Raw genomic sequence first — 21,302 nt, 5'->3', positions numbered from 1 at the left:
ACCTCACAACAACTACGGAGGGGAACCAAAAATGAAAAAGCTTATCATCTCGACACTCTTCGCCACGATGATGGCGGGCACGGCTTTCGCGGACACGACGCTGAAGCTCGTCGAAGTCATCACCAGCCCCGAGCGCACCGAGACACTGAAGTCGATCGTCGGCAAGTTCGAAGCCGCCAATCCCGGCACCAAGGTCGACATCATCTCGCTACCCTGGAACGAAGCCTTCCAGAAATTCGCGACCATGGTCTCGGCCGGCGATGTGCCAGACGTCATGGAAATGCCCGATACGTGGCTGTCGCTCTATGCCAATAACGGCATGCTGGAAAGCCTGGAGCCCTATCTCGAGAAATGGGAACACACCAAGGAATTGACGCCGCGCGCGCTCGAGCTCGGCCGCGACGTCAAGAATACGGCGTACATGCTGCCCTACGGCTTCTATCTGCGTGCCATGTTCTACAACAAGAAGCTGCTTGCAGAAGCCGGCGTCAAAGAACCGCCGAAGACGATGGAGGATTTCACCAAGGCGTCCGAAGCCGTCTCCAAATTGTCTGGCAAATACGGCTACTGCATGCGCGGCGGTCCGGGCGGCCTGAACGGTTGGATGATCTTTGCGGCCTCCATGGCCGGCGACAACAAGTATTTCAAGGAAGACGGCACCTCGACGATGAACAGCGAAGGCTGGGCAAAGGGCATCGAGTGGATGGTCGATCTTTACAAGAAGGGCTATGCGCCGAAGGATAGCGTCAACTGGGGCTTCAACGAAGTCGTCGCCGGCTTCTATTCCGGTACTTGCGCCTTCCTCGACCAGGATCCGGATGCACTGATCGCCATTGCCGAGCGGATGAAGAAGGAAGATTTCGGCGTTATGCCGCTGCCGAAGGGTCCAGCCGGCAAATCTTACCCGACCATCGGCTACGGCGGCTGGTCGATGTTCACGACGAGCCAGAACAAGGATCTCTCCTGGAAGCTGATCGCCACCCTCGAAGGTCCAGAAGGCAACATCGAGTGGAACAAGAAGATTGGCGCTCTGCCGGCCTATACGGCAGCCGAGAAGGATCCCTTCTACGCCGGTGACCAGTTCAAGGGCTGGTTCGAGGAACTGGCCGACAAGGATACCGTCCCGACGGTCATGCCGACCTACCTGGAAGAATTTGCGTTCTTCAAGGATTCCCTGGCGATCAAGACCTCTCAGCAGGCGCTGCTGGGCGATATCTCCGCCAAGGATCTTGCCGATCAGTGGGCCGATTACCTCACCAAGGCTCAGCAGAAGTTCCTAGCCAAGAAGTAAGGCAAGATACTGAAACGGCGGCGGAAATCTTCCGCCGCCGTTCATCTAACGACAGACGGCGCCCTGAAGCGTCGCGAGGGAAAGCATCGGGTTAATGACCATCACCGCCCATACGCTCGAGTTACGCCACGACCGTCGGCCATGGCTGCGCCGCCTCGCCGACGCCTCGGAGCCTTATCTCTACAGTGCGCCGTCGCTGATCCTGATCATCGCGGTCATGCTGGTGCCGCTGGCGGTCGGCGTTTCCTATGCCTTCCGTGATATCCAGCTTCTCAATCCTTTCTCCGGCGGCTTCGTCGGGATAGAGCATTTCCGGGAGCTTTCCCAAGACAAGGCCTTTTATGGCGCGTTGCGGAACACGCTCTGGTGGACCGGTGCCTCGGTCGTCCTGCAATTCTTTTTCGGGCTGGTCCTTGCCCTGCTGCTGGACAAGCCTTTCTGGGGCAGGGGTGTCATCCAGGCGCTGGTGTTCCTGCCCTGGGCGGTGCCATCCTTTCTGGCCGGCTTGAACTGGGCCTGGCTCTTCAACCCGGTCATCGGGCCGATCCCGCACTGGCTTTTTGCTCTCGGACTGATGAGCGAGCCGGGCAATATCCTCTCTGATCCACAATATGCGATGTGGGGCCCGATCATCGCCAATGTCTGGTGGGGCATTCCATTCTTCGCCATTACGCTGCTGGCTGCGCTACAGGCAATTCCGCGCGATCTTTATGAGGCGGCCTCCATCGACGGTGCAGACTGGTTCCAGCGCTTCCGGTCGATTACCCTGCCGTTCCTGGCCCCGACCATCGCCATCACCGTCATGCTGCGGACCGTCTGGATCTCGAACTTCGCCGATCTGATCGTCGTCATGACCGGCGGCGGACCGGCGGATCGGACGCAGATCGTTGCGAGCTATATTTTCACCCAGGCCTTCAGGCGCCTCGATTTCGGTTATGCATCGGCGATTGCGCTGGTGCTGCTGGTGCTGCTTCTGGCCTATTCCATGCTGATCATCCTGCTGCGGCAGAGCCTGCTTGCCAAGGATTGAGCCATGAGACGATCTATTCTTCCCATCATCGCGCACCGTCTGGCGATTCTCGTCTATGTCGTTTTCGCGCTCTTCCCGCTCTTCTGGCTCTTGAAGGTCTCGGTCACTCCGAACGACCTGCTCTACACGGAGGGCGTGCGCATGTGGCCGTCGCGGACCACGTGGGAACATTACAGCTTCGTGTTGGAGCACAGCGCCTTCCCGACCTTCTTCAAGAATAGCGTCATCGTCTCGGCTTCGACGGCGGTGGCGGTGACGATCTGCGCCTCTTTGTCAGGCTATGCGTTGTCACGCTTCAGCTTCCGGGCGAAATACTGGATCATCGCGCTGATGCTGCTTACCCAGATGTTTCCGCTGGTCATGCTGGTCGCGCCAATCTTCAAGATTCTGTCGCCGCTGCACCTGACGAACAGCCTGACTGGCCTCGTCATCGTTTACACCGCCTTCAACGTGCCTTTCGCGACCTTCCTGATGCAGTCCTTCTTCGACGGTATCCCGAAGGATCTCGAGGAGGCAGCGATGATCGATGGCGCCACCCAATTCACGGCCTTCCGGCAGATCATCCTGCCGCTGACGCTGCCGGGCATTGCGGCGACCCTCGGCTTTGTCTTCACTGCGGCCTGGAGCGAGCTGCTCTTTGCGCTGATGCTGATTAACGGCAATGATGCGGCGACCTTCCCCGTCGGCCTTCTCACTTTCGTTTCGAAATTCTCCGTGGATTTCGGGCAGATGATGGCGGCAGGCATCATGGCGCTCATTCCGGCCGGCCTCTTCTTCCTGCTCATCCAGCGTTATCTCGTTCAGGGCCTGACGGCCGGTGCGGTCAAGGGTTAGTCAAATGGCATCGATCGATATCAAGAATATCCAGAAGTCCTATGGTCATATGTCCGTGCTGCACGGCGTCGATCTGGAGATCAAGGACGGTGAATTCGTCGTCCTGGTCGGCCCGTCCGGTTGCGGCAAGTCCACGCTTCTGCGCATGATTGCCGGCCTTGAAGAGGTGACCGGCGGCGAAATCCGCATTGCCGGCAACCGCGTCAACGAACTGCATCCGAAAGACCGCGACATTGCCATGGTGTTTCAGTCCTATGCGCTCTATCCGCATATGAATGTCGCCGGCAATATGAGCTACAGCCTGAAGCTCAGGAAGACGGCGAAGGAAAAGATCGCCAGTGCCGTTGCGAGTGCAGCTTCCAAGCTCGGCCTCGATCCGCTGCTGGAGCGCCGCCCGAAGGCGCTGTCCGGCGGCCAGCGTCAGCGCGTCGCCATGGGCCGCGCCATTGTGCGCCAGCCGAAAGCCTTCCTATTCGATGAGCCGCTGTCGAACCTCGATGCGCGCCTGCGCGAACAGATGCGCGCCGAAATCAAGAAACTGCATGGCGACCTCAAGGCAACCTCGATCTACGTGACCCACGATCAGATCGAGGCGATGACGCTGGCGGACCGGATCGTCGCCATGCATGGCGGGGTCGTTCAGCAGGTCGGCAGCCCCTTGGAGCTCTATGACCGCCCCGCCAATCTCTTCGTCGCGGGCTTCATCGGCTCGCCCGGCATGAACTTCCTCGAGGCGAGCTACGAGGCAGGCGGCGTGAAGCTGAAGGACGGCACGATCGTGCCCCTGGATAAAACGCTGTCCCTTTCGAACGGCGAAAAGGTCACGCTCGGCATTCGGCCGGAGCACGTCGTCATGACAAGTGACGGACCAGGAATTGCCGCCGATGTCGAACTCGTCGAGCCGACGGGCTTCGGCATCATCCTGCATCTTTCGCTGCATGGCCTGCCGTTCAAGATTTTTACGCTCGATCGTGAGGCGATGACTGCGGGGCCAAACGTCAACGTCGCTTTTCCGGCTAAGCACCTGCATGTGTTCAACGGCGAGGGCAATCGCGTCGATTGAGTGGCGGGAAGGCAACTGTCGCGGATAGCGATTACTGCAGGTGAAAAAAGCTTTCGTTGCAGAGCCTTCGGGGGCTATATCGTCAGAAGATGATCACGCTGGAGTGGATATTTTGACAGGCACCGTTCTCGACCGCTTTCTCCGCTATGTCGTTATCGACACCCAATCCGATCCCGCCTCATCGACGCAGCCAACCACCGAGAAACAGAAGGATCTCGGCCGGGTTCTGGTTGAGGAGCTCTTAGAGGTCGGTCTTTCGGATGCGCATCTCGACGAGCACGGCTACGTGTATGCGACCATTCCGGCCAATAGCAACAAGAGCGTGCCGGTCATCTGCTTCTGCTCGCATATGGATACTGCGCCTGATTTCACGGGCAGGAACGTCAAGCCGCAGATTGTGACGAACTATGCGGGCGGAGATATCCTGCTTCCCGGCGATCCAAGCCGGGTGATCCGCGTCTCCGAGCATCCTCAGCTGAAAAACCAGATCGGCAACGACATCATCACCACCGACGGCACGACCTTGCTCGGCGCCGACGACAAGGCGGGGCTGGCGGAAATCATGGCCGCAGCCCAGATCCTCATCGATAATCCCGACATCAAGCACGGAACGATCAAGATCCTCTTTACGCCGGACGAAGAGGTCGGCCGCGGCGTCAACAAGGTCGACCTGAAGAAGCTCGGCGCCGATTATGCCTATACGATGGATGGCGAGACCGCCGGCCATATCGAGGATGAGACCTTCTCGGCCGACAGCGTCGATATTATCATCGCGGGCGTGGCGATCCATCCGGGTTTCGCCAAGGACCGAATGGAAAACGCCATCAAGATCGCCGGCGCCATCATCGACCGGCTGCCGAAGGATATTGCGCCGGAGACGACCGAGGGAAAGCAGGGCTTCATCCATCCGACCGGCGTCGCCGGCTCGATGGAAAAGTCTGCGATCAGCCTCATCATCCGCGACTTCACCGACGAAGGCCTTACCGAAAAGGAGGCCATGCTCGAAGCAGTCGTTAAGGATGTGATGAAATCCTATCCGGGCTCGACCTATCGTTTCGATGTGAAGGAACAGTACCGCAATATGAAGGTCGTGCTCGACGGTCATCCTGAGATCGTCGAGAACGCCGTCGAGGCGGTGCGCCGGGCGGGCATGACGCCGGTGCGCGGAAGCATTCGCGGCGGTACGGACGGTTCGCGCCTTTCCTTCATGGGCCTGCCATGCCCGAACATCTTTGCCGGCGGCCACGCTTTCCACTCGCCGCTCGAATGGATCAGCCGCCAGGATATGGAAAAGGCTGTGAGGACGATCGTCGAGCTTGCGAAGGTCTGGGAAGAGCGTGCCTAGAGCAATTCCGGCAAAAGTGCGTAGCGGTTTTGCGTTCGAAACTGTGCGAAAACAAAAGAATGGAGCATATCCGCAATTCGAAGAAAACGGATATGCTCAAGGCGCCTTAGACTTCCGGGATCAGCCGCCGTTTGCCGGAATGCTTGGTCGCAGCATCACGCTGTCGGAAGCGGGGCGGGGTGTCGGGATAGCGACCGGTACGCCGGGCGCCGGCTCGATCGAGGTCACCGGCTCAAGGGTCGGCATCGGTTGCGTGCTCGCAGTGGCCGAGGGGTCCGGAGCTGGGATCGGAACCGGAACGGTTGACGGGATCAGCACATCGAACTGCGGCGGCAGCATGCTTTCACCCGGTACGTAGTTCATCGCGACTTCGTAAGAAGGCAGCGGCGGYGGCGTTTCGAGTGTGCCGTCTTCGTCGCGCTTCTCGTAGAAAGCATTGCCGCCAGCGACTGTCACATAGTGCATGTTGTTGTATGGGAATTTCAATCCCGCGGTGTGGAAGAACATCGCGTCCCCGACCGCCGGATGGCGCTCGCCGCTCAGGACCGCGTCGGCCGCGGTCGCAAGTTCGGGTTCGGCCTGCGGCTTCACTTCTCGCGTCATGACACCCGGCGCAAATTGCCGCTTCTGGGCGACGACGCCGCAGATGGAGTCGGCATAGGCGCCTGAGGTCAGCCGGTTCATGACAACACTGCCAACGGCCAGATAGCCCGCCTCATCCGAATGCTCGGATTCAAAGTACATCGCGCGCTTCAGGCAATCACGATCCTTGGTGGTGTAGTTGAAACTGACTTTTGCCGGTTGAACGTGTTTCGGCTTGCTCTTGACCGACGTGGACGCCGGTTTCGGTGTTGTCGTGCAGCTCGCGGCTGCCAGTCCTACGAACAAAATCCCGACCAGGGATTTTCCAAAGGAAATATCCGCCCTCAACGCCAGGTGCCTCCTATTGGAATTAGTCCAGCCCTTTTCGATCTAAGCAAAAACGTTTTATCCGGCACGTGACAAAAATACAAACAACCGGAGATCACAAAATTCTCAATGGTTCTCGCCACATGCGATTCCGGCGAGAACCCGGATTGAACGAATATCAGCCTCGGAAGAGCTTCCAGCGTGTCGGCTTGAAGGCGACGCGCGACCGGTCGAGCCTGTCTGCTTCGCTCGGCGGAAGCTCGATTTCGATATGCGGGCGCTCCTTGCCGATGTCGAGTTCGATATGGCGGGTGCCCGCGACGCGCCGGCTGGCGACCGGCTGGCCGGCAATGCAGTTCTCGGCAGATTCACAGAGCCGGACATCGTGCGGGCGGAAGTAAAGTTGCGCAGCGCCATCAGTCTCGTTCTCGGCATTAAGGCCGAGCGAGCGGCCCTCGAAGTGGATATCGCCGCCGGCAACCTCCACCTGCAGGCAGTTCGACTGGCCGACGAAGCCGAAGACGAAGGGCGAATTGGGGCTGTCGTAGACCTGATCCGGCGTGCCGACCTGCTCGATCGCGCCCTGGCTCATGACGACGACGCGGTCGGCAAGCTCCATCGCCTCGTCCTGATCATGGGTGACGAAGACGGTGGTGTGGCCGGTTCGGTCATGGATTTCGCGTAGCCATTTGCGCAGGTCCTTGCGCACCTGCGCATCCAGCGCGCCAAAAGGCTCGTCGAGCAGCAGGACGTTCGGCTCGACCGCCATGGCGCGGGCTAGCGCCACACGCTGACGCTGGCCGCCGGAAAGCTGCGCCGGATAGCGCTTTTCAAGACCTGAGAGCTGCACGAGATCGAGCAGCTCCAGCGCCCGCTTACGGATTTCTGCCTTCGGCGGACGGCGCGACGCATTGCGCACCTTCAGGCCGAAGGAGACGTTGTCGAGTACTGTCATATGGCGGAAAAGCGCATAGTGCTGGAACACGAAGCCGATATTGCGTTGTTGCACAGTCTTCCTCGACGCATCTTCCTCGCCGAAGAAGATCTGGCCTTCGGTTGGGCTTTCAAGGCCGGCGATGAGGCGCAGAAGCGTGGTCTTGCCGGAGCCAGAGGGGCCGAGCAGTGCAATCAATTCACCGGAGCGGATATCGAGCGAGACATCGTGCAGCGCCGGAAAGCGGTCGAATTCCTTGCGTATGTTCTGGACGCGTACTTCCATTCTAATTCCTTCAGTGCCGCCGGCTGGCGGCGATTTCGGCGCTATAGCGCATTTCCAGCAGCGTCTTCAAAACAAGTGTGACAAGGGCAAGCAAGGCCAGAAGCGAAGCGACCGCAAAGGCCCCGGTGAAATTATACTCGTTGTAGAGGATTTCCACCTGCAACGGCATCGTGTTGGTCTGGCCGCGAATATGGCCCGATACAACCGATACGGCGCCGAACTCACCCATGGCGCGGGCATTGCAGAGCAGCACGCCGTAGAGAAGGCCCCATTTGATGTTTGGCAGCGTGACGTGCCAGAAGGCCTGCCACCCGCTGGCGCCGAGCGAAAGCGCTGCCTCCTCATCCTGGGTTCCCTGTTCCTGCATGAGCGGAATGAGCTCGCGCGCGACAAAGGGGAAGGTGACGAACATCGTGGCAAGGATCAGCCCCGGCGCCGCAAACAGGATCTTGATGTCGTTGGCGCTCAGCCACTGGCCGAGCCAGCTGTTGGCGCCGAAGAGCAGCACGAAGACGAGACCCGAGATCACAGGTGAAACCGAGAAAGGCAGGTCGATCAGCGTCGTCAGGAACGCTTTGCCCTTGAACTCGAACTTGGCAATCGCCCAGGCGGCTGCAAGGCCGAAGACGAGGTTCAGCGGCACGCTGATCCCGGCAACGATGAGTGTCAGGCGGATGGCGGAGAAGGTCTCGGCATCCTGAAGTGCGGTGAAAAACGCACCGGCGCCCTTGCGGAATGCCTCGACGAAAACGGCCGCCAGCGGCAGGAACAGGATCAGGAGAAGGAAGACGAGCGAGATGGCGACGAGCGCGATCCGGGCCATCTTGCTTTCTGTGATCGCCGAATGGAGCTTGTGCGGCTGGGCGGATGGTCCACTCCCGCTAGTGTCAGACGCCATAGCCGTACCTCCGCCTGCTCCAGCTCTGGATGAGGTTGATGACGAGCAGCAAGCTGAACGAGAGGATCAGCATGATCGCAGCAATGCCTGTCGCAGCCGCATAGTTGAACTCCTCGAGCTTGATGACGATCAACAGCGGGGCGATTTCCGATTTGAACGGTAAGTTGCCGGCGATGAAAATGACCGAGCCATACTCGCCAACGGCGCGGGCAAAGGCGAGGGCAAAGCCCGTCAACGCCGCAGGCGCAAGGCCCGGCAGCAGCACGCGCGCGATTGTCTGAAAGCGGTTGGCACCAAGCGTGGCGGCAGCTTCCTCCACTTCTTTGTCGATCTCTTCCATGACCGGCTGGACCGTTCGCACGATGAAGGGCAGGCCGACGAAGATGAGGGCGACGACGATGCCGGCCGGTGTGAAGGCGATCTTGATGCCGAGCGGCGTCAGGAACTGCCCGACCCAGCCGTTCGGAGCGTAGAGGGTGGTCAGTGCGATGCCGGCGACGGCCGTCGGCAGAGCGAAGGGCAGGTCCACCATCGCGTCGATGATGCGCTTGCCGGGGAACCGGTAGCGCACCAGCACCCAGGCGAGGATGACGCCGAAGACGGCATTGATGCAGGCGGCGATGAAGGCGCAGCCGAAGCTGATGCGCAACGCACTCAGCGTTCGCTGGTCGAATGCGATGCCGAAGAACTTCTCCCAACCGAGTGCGCTCGACCGCCAAGCAAGGCCGGACAGGGGGATCAGGACGATAAGGGTAAGCCAGATCAAGGTAAGGCCGAGCGCCAGTCCGAAACCCGGAATGACGCTCGGCCGCCTGAACCGCCACCGTGTGGGGTTATGTGCGCTCATAAGACCTATTATTGGGCAGGCTTGTAGATCTGGTCAAATACGCCGCCGTCGCCGAAGAATTTCGGCTGTGCATTCTTCCAGCCGCCGAAGTCGTCGATCGTGGCGAGCGTCAGCTTCGGGAAGCGGGCGATGTCGGCCGGGTCGGCTGCTTCCGGCTTGATCGGACGGTAATAGTGCTTTGCCGCGATCTTCTGGCCTTCATCCGAATAAAGGTAGTTCAGATAGGCTTCGGCGACCTTGCGGGTGCCCTTCTTGTCGACATTGCCATCGACGATTGCGACCGGTGGATCGGCACGGATCGAGAAGGCGGGGGTCACGATCTCGAACTGGTCGGGGCCGAGTTCTTCGAGCGAGAGATAGGCTTCGTTTTCCCAGGCGAGCAGGACATCGCCAAGGCCGCGCTGGACGAAGGTGGTTGTGGCACCGCGTGCGCCGGTATCGAGAACCGGAACGTGCTGCAGGAGCTTGGTCACATAGTCCTGCGCCTTGGCTTCGTCGCCGCCGTTCGCCTGCTTGGCCCATGCCCAGGCTGCGAGGAAGTTCCAGCGGGCGCCGCCCGAAGTCTTCGGGTTCGGCGTGATGACCTGCACGTCATCCTTGATCAGGTCGCCCCAATCCTTGATACCCTTCGGGTTGCCCTTGCGCACGAGGAAGACGATCGTCGAGGTATAGGGCGTCGAATTATTGGGGAGTTTGGTCTTCCAGTCGGCCGGTATCTTGCCGGTCTTCTTGGCGATCGCGTCGATATCGCCTTCGAGCGCGAGCGTCACGACGTCGGCATCAAGGCCGTCGATGACCGAGCGCGCCTGAGCACCGGAACCGCCATGAGAGGCCTGGATTGTCACGGCTTCGCCGGTGTCAGTCTTCCATTTTGCAGCAAAGGCAGCGTTGAAATCCTTATACAATTCGCGCGTCGGATCATAGGATACGTTCAGAAGCGTCTGGTCGGCGAATGCGGGTGCGACGCTGCCGATCGCAAAGCTGCCTGCCATGACCGCGGCCGCGATGAGCCGGGTGAGCCTTAAAGTCTGCATGGGGAACCCTCCGTGGTGATGCGCTAAACTCTATCAACTAAGTCGTATAATGAAACGAAGATTGTTCCGGTTCCGGGGACCAATCTTAGAAAGCCATCCCATTTTCAGCGGGTGTTTGCGAATGGGACGTGCTGACAGTTGGCCGCGGCCAATTGAGGCGCCACGCCTCAGTCGTGATTTTTCTGCCACAGTTCGACCGCCAAAGTGACATTGGTGTGTCGATTTTTAGTCTTCTTTTGCAGCGCTGACGTTTTCGAGTGCCTACATGGACTTCCGGTCGTTGGGATTCGGCGACCGATGGTGGGGGTGTCCTTGAAGCACTGCTCGCCTCTTTCAAACTGTAAAAGGTCTTTCTGATGTCTATTAAAACTATCCTTCTTGGCTCTGTTGCCGCCCTTGCAGCGGTTTCCGGAGCACATGCAGCCGACGCTATCGTCGCCGCCGAGCCGGAGCCCGTAGAATATGTTCGCGTTTGCGACGCCTACGGGACTGGCTACTTCTACATCCCAGGCACGGAAACCTGCCTGAAGATCGAAGGCTATATCCGTTTCCAGCTTAACGCCGGCCAAAACGTTGGCGGCAGCGTAGCTAACCCGAACGACTCCGATTGGGATGCCGTTACCCGCGGTCAGGTCACCTTCCAGACCAAGAACGACACCGAATACGGTACGCTCACCGGCGTTATCACGCTGCGTGTCAACGCGGACAACGCCACCAGACAGGACACCACGCTGGACGAAGGCTACATCGACATCGCCGGCTTCCGCGTTGGTAAGCAGTACAGCTGGTGGGATGACGACCTGAGCGGCGAGACGGACACGCTTTCGAGCAACGAGACGACCCACAACTCGATCCGCTATCAGTACGAGACCGACAACTTTGCGGCCGGTATCTCGCTCGATGAACTTGAAGAAGCCTATGACGAGAAGCCGGGCGAAGGCCCGAACAACTTCGGCGTTGCAGCCCAGGTTTCCTTCAAGAGCGGCGCATTCAGCGGCTACCTGCTCGGTGGTTACGATAGCGACAACGAGGAAGGCGCCATCCGCGCAATCCTGTATGCCGACATCGGCCCCGGCACGCTCGGCCTCGCTGGCATCTGGGCCAGCGGTGCTAACTACTACTATGAAGAGTCCGAATGGACGATCGCTGCCGAGTACAAGGTGAAGCTCACCGACAAGTGGGCCGTTACCCCGGCCTTCCAGTATTTCGACAAGATCGATCTCGATGCTGACGGCAAGGGCTTCAGCGGCGGCAGCGCTTACACGACTGGCGTCACCGTCGACTACCAGATCGCTGAAAATCTGCGCAGCAAGGTCAGCGTTCAGTATCACGACGAAGAAGACGGCGACGACGAAACCTTCGGTTTCCTGCGTCTCCAGCGCGACTTCTAATAATAAAGGGGCCGAAGCGGCCCCTTGTTCTCGATTTGCCTTCCCCCCGCTTCGGCGGGGAGAAGGTCGAAAGCGCGAAGCGAATTTTTCCTTACACGCGCGAATCCGCGATGAAATCCGAATAGAGTTCATCAACGCTTCTGGCCTTGCGCATGGCAGTCAAAACGCCTTCCGATTGAAGTCTGCGGGCGATGGCGGCAAGCACGTTCAAATATTCTCCGCGATTGTTTTCCCCGAAGAGCAGCACGAAGGCGATGTCCGTCGGGATATCGTCGATTGCATCAAAATCCAGCGGGTGGGCGAAGCGGATCAGCATGCCGCGCGGGCTCGTCACGCCGTCGATGGCCGCATGCGGAACGGCAATGCCGTTGCCGATGCCGGTAGAGCCGAGCTTCTCACGGGATTCGAGCGCCTTCAGGACGGTCTGGCCGTCAATGCCGAAGGCCTTGCCGGCCTTTTCGGAAATCGCCTGCAGCGCGCGCCATTTGGTCGCCACCGACAGGCCGATGAAGGTGTGCTCCGGCCGTATAATGTTGGAAAGGTTCATTTCATTCTCGATGCTGTTTTCGGCGGGGTCAGTCAGGCTCGCGGAGCCGATAGCCGACACCGGTCTCGGTGGTGATATAGTGTGGCTGGTCGGGAATCTGCTCGACCTTTTGCCGCAGCTGCCGCACATAGACGCGCAGATACTGCACGTCCGYYGCCGGACCCCATACCTGCTTCAGAAGAAACTGATGCGTCAGCACCTTGCCGGCATGCTGGGCGAGCACGCGCAGGATGTCGTATTCCTTCGGTGACAGCTTGATTTCCTTGCCGTCGACCTTGACGATACGCTTGACGAGATCGATCGACAGGCCGCCGGTCTGGAAGATCGCCTTTTCGCCCTGCTGCTGCAGGCGGTGACGAAGTGCGACGCGGATGCGGGCACCGAGCTCGTTGACGCCGAAGGGCTTCGTCACATAATCGTCGGCACCGGTTTCAAGCGCCTTGACGATGCCGGCTTCGTCTGTGCGGCTAGAGAGGATGACGACGGGCATGGTGAGCCCGTCCTCGCGCCATTCCTCCAAAAGGTCATGGCCCGGAATATCGGGAAGACCGAGATCGAGCACGATGAGATCGGGCTGGTCATCCTTCACGGACTGGCGGGCAGCAGTCCCATTCGGCGCCTCATGAACTTCATAGCCCTGCGCGGTGAGGCCGACGCGTAAGAGCTTGCGGATCGGGGGCTCGTCATCAACGACGAGAATCTTGACGGCTGAACCGGTCATTTGAGTTCATCCAGTTTGGGAATGTCATTCGGTTTGGGAAGGCGGATGGTGAAGACAGCCCCGGACCGGTCCGTCCGGTTGCCGGCGGTAATCGTCCCGCCCATCGCCTCGATGAAGCCCCGGCATATGGAGAGGCCAAGGCCGGTGCCGGCGCGTACCTGATCGCCCTTGCGCACACGGTAAAAGGTGTCGAAGACACGGGTAAGGTCTGCAGGGGGAATGCCCGGACCTTCGTCGGAGACCTGTACGACGACATTATCGGCATCCGCCCAGCCTTCGATGCGAATGACGGAACCCTCGGGTGCGTATTTCGCAGCATTGTCGAGCAGATTGAAGAGGACCTGTTCGAAGAGGACGGGATCGACGCGGACCATGGGCAGGTCGGCGGGGATTGTCATTTGCGTCCTGTGATGGTCGAGGATCTTGGCAGCCCGGCGCAGCGCGGTGCCGGCGATGTCGCCGGCATAGTGCAGCGCATAGTTCGGCTCCATGGCGCCGGATTCGATCTTCGTCATGTCCAGCAGGTTGGCGATGAAGCGGTTGAGGCGCTCGGATTCATCGACGACGGTCGAGAGAAGGTCGGTGCGATCGTCGGCCGACATGGAATCGAAATAGTCGCGTAGCGTGCCGGACGCACCGAGGATCGCCGCAAGCGGCGTCTTCAGGTCATGGGAAATCGAGGTCAGCAGGGCTGAACGCAGGCGATCGGCCTCCGCAGCAAGCTTGGCGCGGTCGACATCGGCGACGAGCTGGACGCGCTCGATGGCCAGTGCCGCCTGGTCCGCCAGGGCGTCCAGAAGGCGTTGCTGCTCGGGCGTCAGTAGCGGGCCGTCGCGGCGGTCGCTGTCGAGACCGATGACGCCGACGGCGGTGCGGCCGGTGCGCAGCGGCACATAGAGGCGCTTGGCGCCGGGCAGGGTATCGGCGCCGCGCCCGGCGGCGTGATTGTGCTCCCAGGCCCAGCGGGCGGCGGCAATATCGGCGTCGTCGAGCGTATCGTCGGGCGGATAACCGGCTTTGACCGCGATGGAATTATCTTCCGGCAGAAGCAGAACAACGCGCACCTTGAGCATCGAGGCTATCTGAAAAGCGGTTGCCCAGAGAACGTCATCGAGCGTACCGGTGCCGGCGAGCTTTTTGGAAAAGAGATAGAGGTCTTCCGTCGTTCGGGCCCTCTGCCGGGCGGCGAACGCCTGCCGCTGCACCGTTGCAGTGAGATTGGAGGCGATGACGGCGACGCCGAGGAAGAAGAAGAGCGCCAGCACGCTTTCGGGGTCGCTGATCGTCAGCGTATAGCGTGGCGGCAGGAAAAAGAAATTGAAGGAAAGAGCGCTGACGATACAGGTATAGAGCGCCGGCCTCAAGCCATGGATGACCGCTGACGTCAGCACCGCCATCAGGAAAACGAGCGCGAGGTTGCGCACGTCGAGCACTTGATCGAGCACCACGCCGACAGCCAGCGCAATCGCGACATAGGCTGTCGAGAGGATATAGGCCCTGAAATTCAGTGTGGGGACAGCAGGTGCTGCCTTGACGCCGCGCTGTGAGGGCGTGTCTTTCTCGCTTCCGGAAATGACATGAACGCTGATATCACCGGCCCGCCGGATCAGTTCGTCGGTCGTCGAACGATTCCACCACCCTTCGCGCCAAGTCGGCTTCTTCGGGGCGCCGATGACGATGTGGGTGACGTTGTTGGCGGTGGCGTGGCGCACCAGCTCTTCCGTCACTTCGCGACCGGGAATGGTAATTGCTTCACCGCCGAGCTGTTCGGCAAGCCGCAAGGTGGCCGCGATTGTGTCTCGCTGCGTTTCCGACAGATTGATGGAGCGGTTGGTCTCGATATAGACGGCGGCCCAAGGGCCGCGCAGGCGTGAGGCCATGCGCGAGGCATAGCGCACGAGCGAGGCAGAGCGGGGATGCTCGTCGATCGACACCAGCACCCGCTCGCCGGCGGCCCACGGGCCGGAAATCGCATGCGCCTGCATATGGGTCAGCAATTGGTCGTCGACGCGCTGGGCGGTCTTGCGCAGGGCGAGTTCGCGCAGAGCCGTCAGGTTGCCGGGTGTGAAATAGTTGGTCAACGCCCGCTCGGCAGTCCTGGCCACATAGACCTTGCCGTCATGAAGGCGCTTGATCAGATCGTCGGGTGTCAGGTCGATGATCTCGATATCATCAGCCATGTCGATCACGGAATCCGGCACGGTTTCGCGCACCCGGATGCGGGTGATCTGCGAAACGACGTCGTTCAGGCTCTCCACATGCTGGATGTTCAGCGTCGAATAGACATCGATGCCACGGTCGAGCAGTTCCTTGACATCGAGATAGCGCTTCGGATGGCGGCTGCCCTCGGCATTGGTATGGGCCAGTTCGTCGACGAGAACGAGATCGGGCTTGCGGGCGAGAATGGCATCGAGATCCATCTCTTCGAGCGACTGGCCGCGATAGGCAATCTTCACACGCGGAACGATCTCGAAGCCGGCAAGCAGTGCTTCGGTCTCTTTGCGGCCGTGGGTTTCGACGACGCCGATCACCACATCGAGGCCGTCGGCCATCTTGGCATGGCCGGAAACCAGCATCTCATAGGTCTTGCCGACGCCGGGGGCTGCGCCCAGGAAGATTTTGAGGCGCCCGCGCGACTCCGCCCGGGCCTTTTCGAGAAGCGCATCGGGCGAAGGCCTGCCGGCCGGGTCGCGATTGTCGTCTGGCATGCGGTTCGGTCTTTCTTCACGAGCAAGCCCCGGTCCGCTTGTCGCGTTCCGGGGCTCTCAACCTTTACTGAGTCATAGAAGCATCAAGGCCCTGGTTCAACGCCAGAACATTGACGGTCGGCTCACCGAGCAGGCCCAGTTCGCGGCCCGTAACTGCTGCATCGACGAGTGCCTTGACCTTGGTTTCATCGATACCACGGGCCTTGGCGACGCGCGGTACCTGGAAGTAGGCAGCATCGGGCGAAATATGCGGATCGAGGCCGCTGCCCGAGGCGGTGACGAGGTCGGCGGGAACCTCGGCATTCGGGTTGGTCGCCTTCGCCGCCTCATAGTCGCCTTTCACGCGATCGATCAGCTTCTGGCTGGTCGGGCCGAGGTTGGAGCCCGAGGACGCAGCGGCATTATAGCCGTCACCCGCGGCGGACGGGCGGCCGTGGAAATACTTGTCGCTGGTAAAGGCCTGGCCGATCAGCGTGGAGCCGATGACCTTTCCGTCCTTTTCAATAAGGCTGCCATTTGCCTGGAAGGGGAAGATGGCCTGAGCGGCACCCGTCATGGCAAGCGGGTAGAGAAGGCCGGTGATGGCTGTGGTGGCAACGATCATGACGATTGCCGGACGAAGTTCTTTCAACATTGTTGTAACTCCTTAGGCGAGGCCGAGAGATGAGACGACCATATCGATCGCCTTGATGCCGATGAAGGGGACGATGATGCCGCCGAGACCGTAGATCAGCAGGTTGCGGGAGAGCAGCGCGCCGGCGCCGATCGGGCGGTAGCGCACACCCTTCAGTGACAGCGGGATCAGCGCGATGATGATCAGCGCGTTGAAGATGATCGCCGACAGGATGGCGCTCTGCGGCGTGGCGAGGCCCATTACATTGAGCACGCCAAGCTGCGGGTAGAAGGTCAGGAACATCGCCGGAATGATGGCAAAGTATTTGGCGATGTCGTTGGCGATCGAGAAGGTCGTCAGCGCGCCGCGCGTCATCAACAACTGCTTGCCGATTTCGACGATTTCGATGAGCTTCGTCGGGTCGCTGTCGAGATCGACCATGTTGCCGGCTTCGCGGGCAGCGACCGTACCGGTGTTCATGGCGACACCAACGTCGGCCTGTGCGAGAGCGGGAGCGTCATTCGTGCCGTCGCCGCACATGGCGACCAGCTTGCCCTTGGCCTGCTCTTCGCGGATGAGTTGCAGCTTGTTCTCTGGTGTTGCCTGGGCGAGGAAGTCGTCGACGCCGGCTTCGGCGGCGATGGCGGCTGCCGTCATCGGGTTGTCGCCGGTGATCATGACGGTGCGGATACCCATGCGGCGAAGCTCGTTGAAGCGCTCGCGGATCCCGCCCTTGACAATGTCCTTCAGCTGGATGACGCCGAGCAGCTTGCCATCGCGGGCAACCGCGAGCGGCGTGCCGCCGGCCTTGGCGATCTCGTCAGCGATCGACTGCAATTCACGGACGATTTCGGCGCCGTTCTTCGAGGAGGCATCGCCATTGACGTAGCTGAGAACCGCATCGACGGCGCCCTTGCGGATGGACGCGCCTTCAAGGTCGACGCCGCTCATGCGGGTCTGCGCGGTGAAAGGCACGAAGGTGGCCTTGAGGCTCGCCATATCGCGGCCACGGATCGCATATTTCTCCTTGGCGAGCACGACGATGGAGCGTCCTTCCGGCGTTTCGTCGGCGAGCGAAGCGAGCTGGGCCGCATCGGCGAGATCCTGTTCGGAAATGCCGCGAACCGGGCGGAAGCTGGTGGCCTGGCGGTTGCCAAGCGTGATCGTGCCGGTCTTGTCGAGCAGCAGTGTATCGACGTCACCGGCAGCTTCGACGGCGCGGCCGGACATGGCAAGCACGTTGAAGCGGACGAGGCGGTCCATGCCGGCGATACCGATCGCCGACAGCAGGGCGCCGATCGTGGTCGGGATCAGCGTGACGAAAAGGGCAACGAGCACGATGATCGGGATCGAGCCACCGGCATAGGACGCAAAGCTCGGGATCGTCGCCGTGGCGAGTACGAAGATCAGCGTCATGCCGGCGAGCAGGATGTTGAGCGCGATCTCGTTCGGCGTCTTCTGACGTTCCGCACCTTCGACGAGCGAGATCATGCGGTCGAGGAAGGTCGAGCCGGCCGCCGCCGTGATGCGCACGCGGATCCAGTCGGAAAGAACCTGCGTGCCACCAGTGACGGCCGAGCGATCACCGCCGGATTCACGGATAACAGGGGCGGATTCGCCGGTAATAGCCGCTTCGTTGACCGAGGCGACACCTTCAACGACTTCGCCATCGGAGGGGATGATGTCGCCGGCTTCGACGAGAACGAGATCGCCGACCTTCAGGCTCGTGCCCGGCACCATGCGGTAGCCACTGCCGTTATTGGCCGTCAGCAGCTTGGCCTGGGTTTCAGTGCGCGCCTTGCGCAGCGAGTCGGCCTGCGCTTTGCCGCGGCCTTCGGCGACGGCTTCGGCGAAGTTGGCAAAGAGCACGGTAAACCAGAGCCAGAGGTTGATCTGGAAGGAGAAGGCAAGATTGCCGTTGCCTGAGACGAGGTCACGCAGGAACAGAACGGTGGTCAGTGCCGAGACCGTTGCAACGACGAACATGACCGGGTTCTTGGCGAGTGTGCGCGGGTTGAGCTTGGTGAAAGCGGCACCCACGGCCGGAATGAGGATGCGAGAATCCATGATGCTCGCGGATTTTGCCTGGCTCATAAGAGACTCCAGCTTTGAAACGAGGATGGCGAACCGGACAGCCGGTCAGCCCTGTAAAATTTTGACTGCGCAGATGATGACGAGCAGGCCTGCCATCATCACCAGGATGATGTCGGAGGCGCGCGGCATCCGCTGGGCTCCACGCCCCGGCAGACCGGGACGTGGATGGAAGGCTTTTCGGAGCCTGTGACGGATAATCATGACACCCACCTCAGAAGGTCTGGCCGGCGATCATGACCAGGTGCTCGACAACAGGACCGAGGGCCAGTGCCGGGAAGAAGGTGAGACCACCGACGATGAGGATCGTGCCGATGAGCAGGCCGACGAAGAGAGGGCCGTCCGTCGGGAAGGTCCCTGCCGAGGCCGGAACCGTCTTCTTCGTGACCAGCGAGCCGGCAATCGCAAGAGCCGGGATGATGACGAGGAAGCGGCCCATGAGCATGCCGAAACCGAGCGTGATGTTGTACCAGGGTGTGTTTCCGGTCAGGCCGCCGAAAGCCGAGCCGTTGTTGGCCGCAGCCGACGTATAGGCATAGAGGATTTCGGAGAAACCGTGCGGGCCGGCCGTGCCGATCGAGGCAACTGCCGAGGGCAGCACGCTTGCGATCGCGGTGAAGACCAGCATGGCGAGCGGCAGGCAGAGGATGGCAAGAACGGCCATCTTCATTTCCTTCGCCTCGATCTTCTTGCCTAGATATTCCGGCGTACGGCCGACCATGAGGCCCGCCACGAAGACGGCGACGATGATGAAGAGCAGGATACCGTAGAAGCCGGCACCGACACCGCCGACGATGACCTCGCCGAGCTGCATGTTGATGAGTGGGATCAGGCCGCCGAGCGCGGTGAAGCTGCCATGCATGGCATTGACCGCGCCGCAGGAAGCAGCAGTGGTGATGACCGCGAACAGTGAGGACAAGGTGATGCCGAAGCGGACTTCTTTCCCTTCCATGTTGCCGCCCTGCAAGCCGAAGGCATGCATCAGCGGGTTGCCAGCAGCTTCCGCCCAGTAGGTGATGCCGACGCCGACGATGAAGAGGATGCCCATTGTGGCGAGGATTGCCCAGCCCTGGCGCTGGTTGCCGACCATGCGTCCGAAGACGTTGGTGAGCGCCGCACCGATCGCGAAGATCGATACCATCTGGAKGAGGTTGGAAATCGCGTCCGGGTTTTCGAACKGATGGGCGGAGTTGGTGTTGAAGAAGCCGCCGCCATTGGTGCCGAGCATCTTGATGGCAAGCTGCGAGGCGACGGGCCCGACGGCGATCGTCTGCTTGGCGCCTTCCAGCGTCGTGGCATCGACGTAGGGGCCAAGTGTCTGCGGCACGCCGAGCCAGACATAGGCGAGCGTCAGCACGATGCAGATCGGCAGCAGGATATAGAGCGTCGCGCGGATCATATCGACCCAGAAATTGCCGATCGCCTTGCCCGATGCGCGCGAGAAGGCGCGGATGAAGGCAACGGCGATCGCCATGCCGGTCGCAGCCGACACGAAATTCTGAACCGTGAGGCCCATCATCTGCGTCAGGTAGGACATCGTGCTTTCGCCACCGTAATTCTGCCAGTTGGTGTTGGAGACGAAGCTGGTAGCGGTGTTGAAGGAAAGCTCCGGTCCGACCGCGGTCATGCCGGCCGGGTTATAGGGCAGAACGCCCTGCAGGCGCATAAGCGCGTAAAGCACGATGACGCCGAGCAGATTGAACATCAGCATGGCGAAGGCATAGGAGGTCCAGTGCTGATCTTCGCGTTCGCTGGTGCCGGCAACGGCGTAAAGCCCCCGTTCGATCGGAACGAGGACCGGTGAGAGGAATGTGCGCTCGCCACTGAAGACACGCGTCATGTAACCGCCGAGCGGTTTGACGAGCACAAGGACGATCCCGCAATAAAGCAGGATCTGAAGCCATCCGTTGAGGGTCATGGGAGGAAACTTTCAGTACCCGGCTGCTTCGATCAGAAGCGCCGGCTCTTTCAGAAACGTTCTGGGCGGATGAGGGCGTAGGTGAGGTAGACGGTGAGAAACACGGTCACGGCACCGCTCAAGATATAATCGAGGGTCATTGGGTGTCTCCTTCAAAGCCTGTCGCAGGCGCGCGTATAGGCAAAGCATAGTCCGAAGAATACGACTGCAGTGCCGAGTAGAATTATATCCATCATCGATCTTGACTCCGGTTTGTTATTCTTGGAGTCAGACAAGACAAAGGGCGCCATCCTGGCGGTGCGGCACCTTTTATGCTTTCTGGCGTGGAGATGATCTTTGCGATCTCTCGGACATTAATATGCGGCCGAAGTGCATAAAGGTTCGAGATTGGGCAGGAGGCATCAATATAAAAATCTTATAAATGCCTTTATGCGCTCGAAGCCGGAACTGGGGCGCCATCGGCAGGTCGGTATAAACAAAAAGCCGTGCCTCGAGGGCACGGCGCGATATCGAACAGCGCAATGTTGGAAGGTTCAAGGATCGACCTTGAACTGGTAGTGGCCTTCGGCGCTATGACCGTCCATCGAGAGGACGCGCCAGTTGAGCGTGTAGAGGCCGGGTGCCATCGAAGGATCGAGCGGGATCTTGAAGACGGATCCTTCGGGGCCGGAGAGGAATGGCTTGCCCGTGGGCAATGCCGTGCCCTGCGCGTCGAGCAGGATGGCTGTCGAGCGCGTAAGATCGACTGGCCCGGTAAAGGTGAGTTCGAGGTTCGCCGGCACCAGCTGTTCTTCCTGCTGTGGCGGCGGAAGCGATGCTTCCTCGATCGCCGCAGAAGCCTCG

19 protein-coding genes are annotated in these 21,302 nt (G+C 60.5%); 6 read left to right on the top strand and 13 right to left on the bottom strand.

Translation table 11 applies throughout. From position 1 onward, the window contains the following. Positions 1 to 31: 31 nt before the first annotated feature. The 5 genes from AC1D35_RS27015 (at position 32) to pepT (ending at position 5,563) form a co-directional block, all read left to right on the top strand. Positions 32 to 1,291, top strand: coding sequence for an ABC transporter substrate-binding protein (locus tag AC1D35_RS27015; RefSeq protein ID WP_113296802.1), 1,260 nt, complete (start codon positions 32 to 34; stop codon positions 1,289 to 1,291). Positions 1,292 to 1,385: 94 nt separating this feature from the next. Next, complete coding sequence (locus AC1D35_RS27010; protein ID WP_113508237.1) at positions 1,386 to 2,321, top strand: carbohydrate ABC transporter permease; 936 nt, start codon at positions 1,386 to 1,388, stop codon at positions 2,319 to 2,321. A 3-nt stretch (positions 2,322 to 2,324) separates the two neighbouring features. Further along, positions 2,325 to 3,155 carry a carbohydrate ABC transporter permease gene (locus AC1D35_RS27005; protein WP_113296800.1) on the top strand — a complete coding sequence of 277 codons (831 nt, stop codon included), beginning with the start codon at positions 2,325 to 2,327 and terminating at the stop codon, positions 3,153 to 3,155. A 4-nt stretch (positions 3,156 to 3,159) separates the two neighbouring features. Next, the gene (locus AC1D35_RS27000; RefSeq protein WP_113307881.1) at positions 3,160 to 4,218 is read left to right on the top strand and encodes a sn-glycerol-3-phosphate ABC transporter ATP-binding protein UgpC; all 1,059 of its coding nucleotides are present in this window, start codon (positions 3,160 to 3,162) and stop codon (positions 4,216 to 4,218) included. Positions 4,219 to 4,330: 112 nt separating this feature from the next. After that, the gene (gene pepT / locus AC1D35_RS26995) at positions 4,331 to 5,563 is read left to right on the top strand and encodes a peptidase T (protein ID WP_477940974.1); all 1,233 of its coding nucleotides are present in this window, start codon (positions 4,331 to 4,333) and stop codon (positions 5,561 to 5,563) included. Between the two features lie 120 nt (positions 5,564 to 5,683). Here pepT and AC1D35_RS26990 read toward each other — a convergent pair whose 3' ends face one another. The 5 genes from AC1D35_RS26990 to AC1D35_RS26970 all read right to left on the bottom strand — a co-directional run bounded on the left by AC1D35_RS26990 (position 5,684) and on the right by AC1D35_RS26970 (position 10,470). Further along, positions 5,684 to 6,493: a cell wall hydrolase gene (locus tag AC1D35_RS26990; protein ID WP_477940972.1), complete on the bottom strand. Its 810-nt coding sequence runs from the start codon at positions 6,491 to 6,493 to the stop codon at positions 5,684 to 5,686. Between the two features lie 157 nt (positions 6,494 to 6,650). Continuing rightward, a complete protein-coding gene (locus AC1D35_RS26985; protein ID WP_113296796.1) occupies positions 6,651 to 7,691 on the bottom strand; it encodes a sulfate/molybdate ABC transporter ATP-binding protein in 1,041 nt (346 codons plus the stop codon). 10 nt (positions 7,692 to 7,701) lie between these two features. Then, positions 7,702 to 8,589 carry a sulfate ABC transporter permease subunit CysW gene (gene cysW / locus AC1D35_RS26980; RefSeq protein ID WP_113296795.1) on the bottom strand — a complete coding sequence of 296 codons (888 nt, stop codon included), beginning with the start codon at positions 8,587 to 8,589 and terminating at the stop codon, positions 7,702 to 7,704. Beyond that, positions 8,579 to 9,436 (bottom strand): sulfate ABC transporter permease subunit CysT, encoded by an 858-nt coding sequence (gene cysT, locus AC1D35_RS26975; RefSeq protein WP_113296794.1) that lies wholly within the window; start codon positions 9,434 to 9,436, stop codon positions 8,579 to 8,581. The genes cysW and cysT overlap by 11 nt, the downstream gene beginning before the upstream one ends. An 8-nt stretch (positions 9,437 to 9,444) precedes the next feature. Further along, complete coding sequence (locus tag AC1D35_RS26970; RefSeq protein WP_113296793.1) at positions 9,445 to 10,470, bottom strand: sulfate ABC transporter substrate-binding protein; 1,026 nt, start codon at positions 10,468 to 10,470, stop codon at positions 9,445 to 9,447. 356 nt (positions 10,471 to 10,826) lie between these two features. On the opposite strand from AC1D35_RS26970, the gene AC1D35_RS26965 reads away from it, so the two are divergent. Further along, positions 10,827 to 11,861 carry a porin gene (locus AC1D35_RS26965; RefSeq protein WP_113307876.1) on the top strand — a complete coding sequence of 345 codons (1,035 nt, stop codon included), beginning with the start codon at positions 10,827 to 10,829 and terminating at the stop codon, positions 11,859 to 11,861. 91 nt (positions 11,862 to 11,952) lie between these two features. Here AC1D35_RS26965 and AC1D35_RS26960 read toward each other — a convergent pair whose 3' ends face one another. The 8 genes from AC1D35_RS26960 to AC1D35_RS26925 form a co-directional block, all read right to left on the bottom strand. Continuing rightward, positions 11,953 to 12,408, bottom strand: coding sequence for a PTS sugar transporter subunit IIA (locus tag AC1D35_RS26960; protein WP_477940968.1), 456 nt, complete (start codon positions 12,406 to 12,408; stop codon positions 11,953 to 11,955). 28 nt (positions 12,409 to 12,436) lie between these two features. After that, positions 12,437 to 13,129 carry a response regulator transcription factor gene (locus AC1D35_RS26955; protein WP_477940967.1) on the bottom strand — a complete coding sequence of 231 codons (693 nt, stop codon included), beginning with the start codon at positions 13,127 to 13,129 and terminating at the stop codon, positions 12,437 to 12,439. Then, entirely contained in the window at positions 13,126 to 15,837 is a 2,712-nt protein-coding gene (locus tag AC1D35_RS26950; RefSeq protein ID WP_477940965.1) for a DUF4118 domain-containing protein, read from the bottom strand. Before AC1D35_RS26950 ends, AC1D35_RS26955 begins: the two co-directional genes overlap by 4 nt. Positions 15,838 to 15,901: 64 nt before the next feature. Continuing rightward, complete coding sequence (gene kdpC, locus AC1D35_RS26945) at positions 15,902 to 16,471, bottom strand: potassium-transporting ATPase subunit KdpC (RefSeq protein WP_113301807.1); 570 nt, start codon at positions 16,469 to 16,471, stop codon at positions 15,902 to 15,904. A gap of 12 nt (positions 16,472 to 16,483) precedes the next feature. Continuing rightward, positions 16,484 to 18,544, bottom strand: a complete 2,061-nt coding sequence (gene kdpB / locus AC1D35_RS26940) for a potassium-transporting ATPase subunit KdpB (RefSeq protein WP_113307873.1) — start codon at positions 18,542 to 18,544, stop codon at positions 16,484 to 16,486. Positions 18,545 to 18,755: 211 nt separating this feature from the next. Then, a complete protein-coding gene (kdpA, locus tag AC1D35_RS26935) occupies positions 18,756 to 20,459 on the bottom strand; it encodes a potassium-transporting ATPase subunit KdpA (RefSeq protein WP_477940960.1) in 1,704 nt (567 codons plus the stop codon). Positions 20,460 to 20,509: 50 nt separating this feature from the next. Continuing rightward, on the bottom strand, positions 20,510 to 20,599 hold the full coding sequence (locus AC1D35_RS26930; RefSeq protein WP_016556800.1) for a K(+)-transporting ATPase subunit F: 90 nt from the start codon (positions 20,597 to 20,599) through the stop codon (positions 20,510 to 20,512). A gap of 393 nt (positions 20,600 to 20,992) precedes the next feature. After that, the coding region (locus AC1D35_RS26925) for a copper resistance CopC family protein (protein ID WP_477940958.1) at positions 20,993 to 21,302 on the bottom strand (310 nt) is incomplete at its 5' end.

This window comes from Rhizobium sp. P1_E6 (assembly GCF_056405875.1).
Note: the sequence above shows the minus strand (reverse complement) of the source record. Positions and strands in the feature narration are given on the sequence as shown.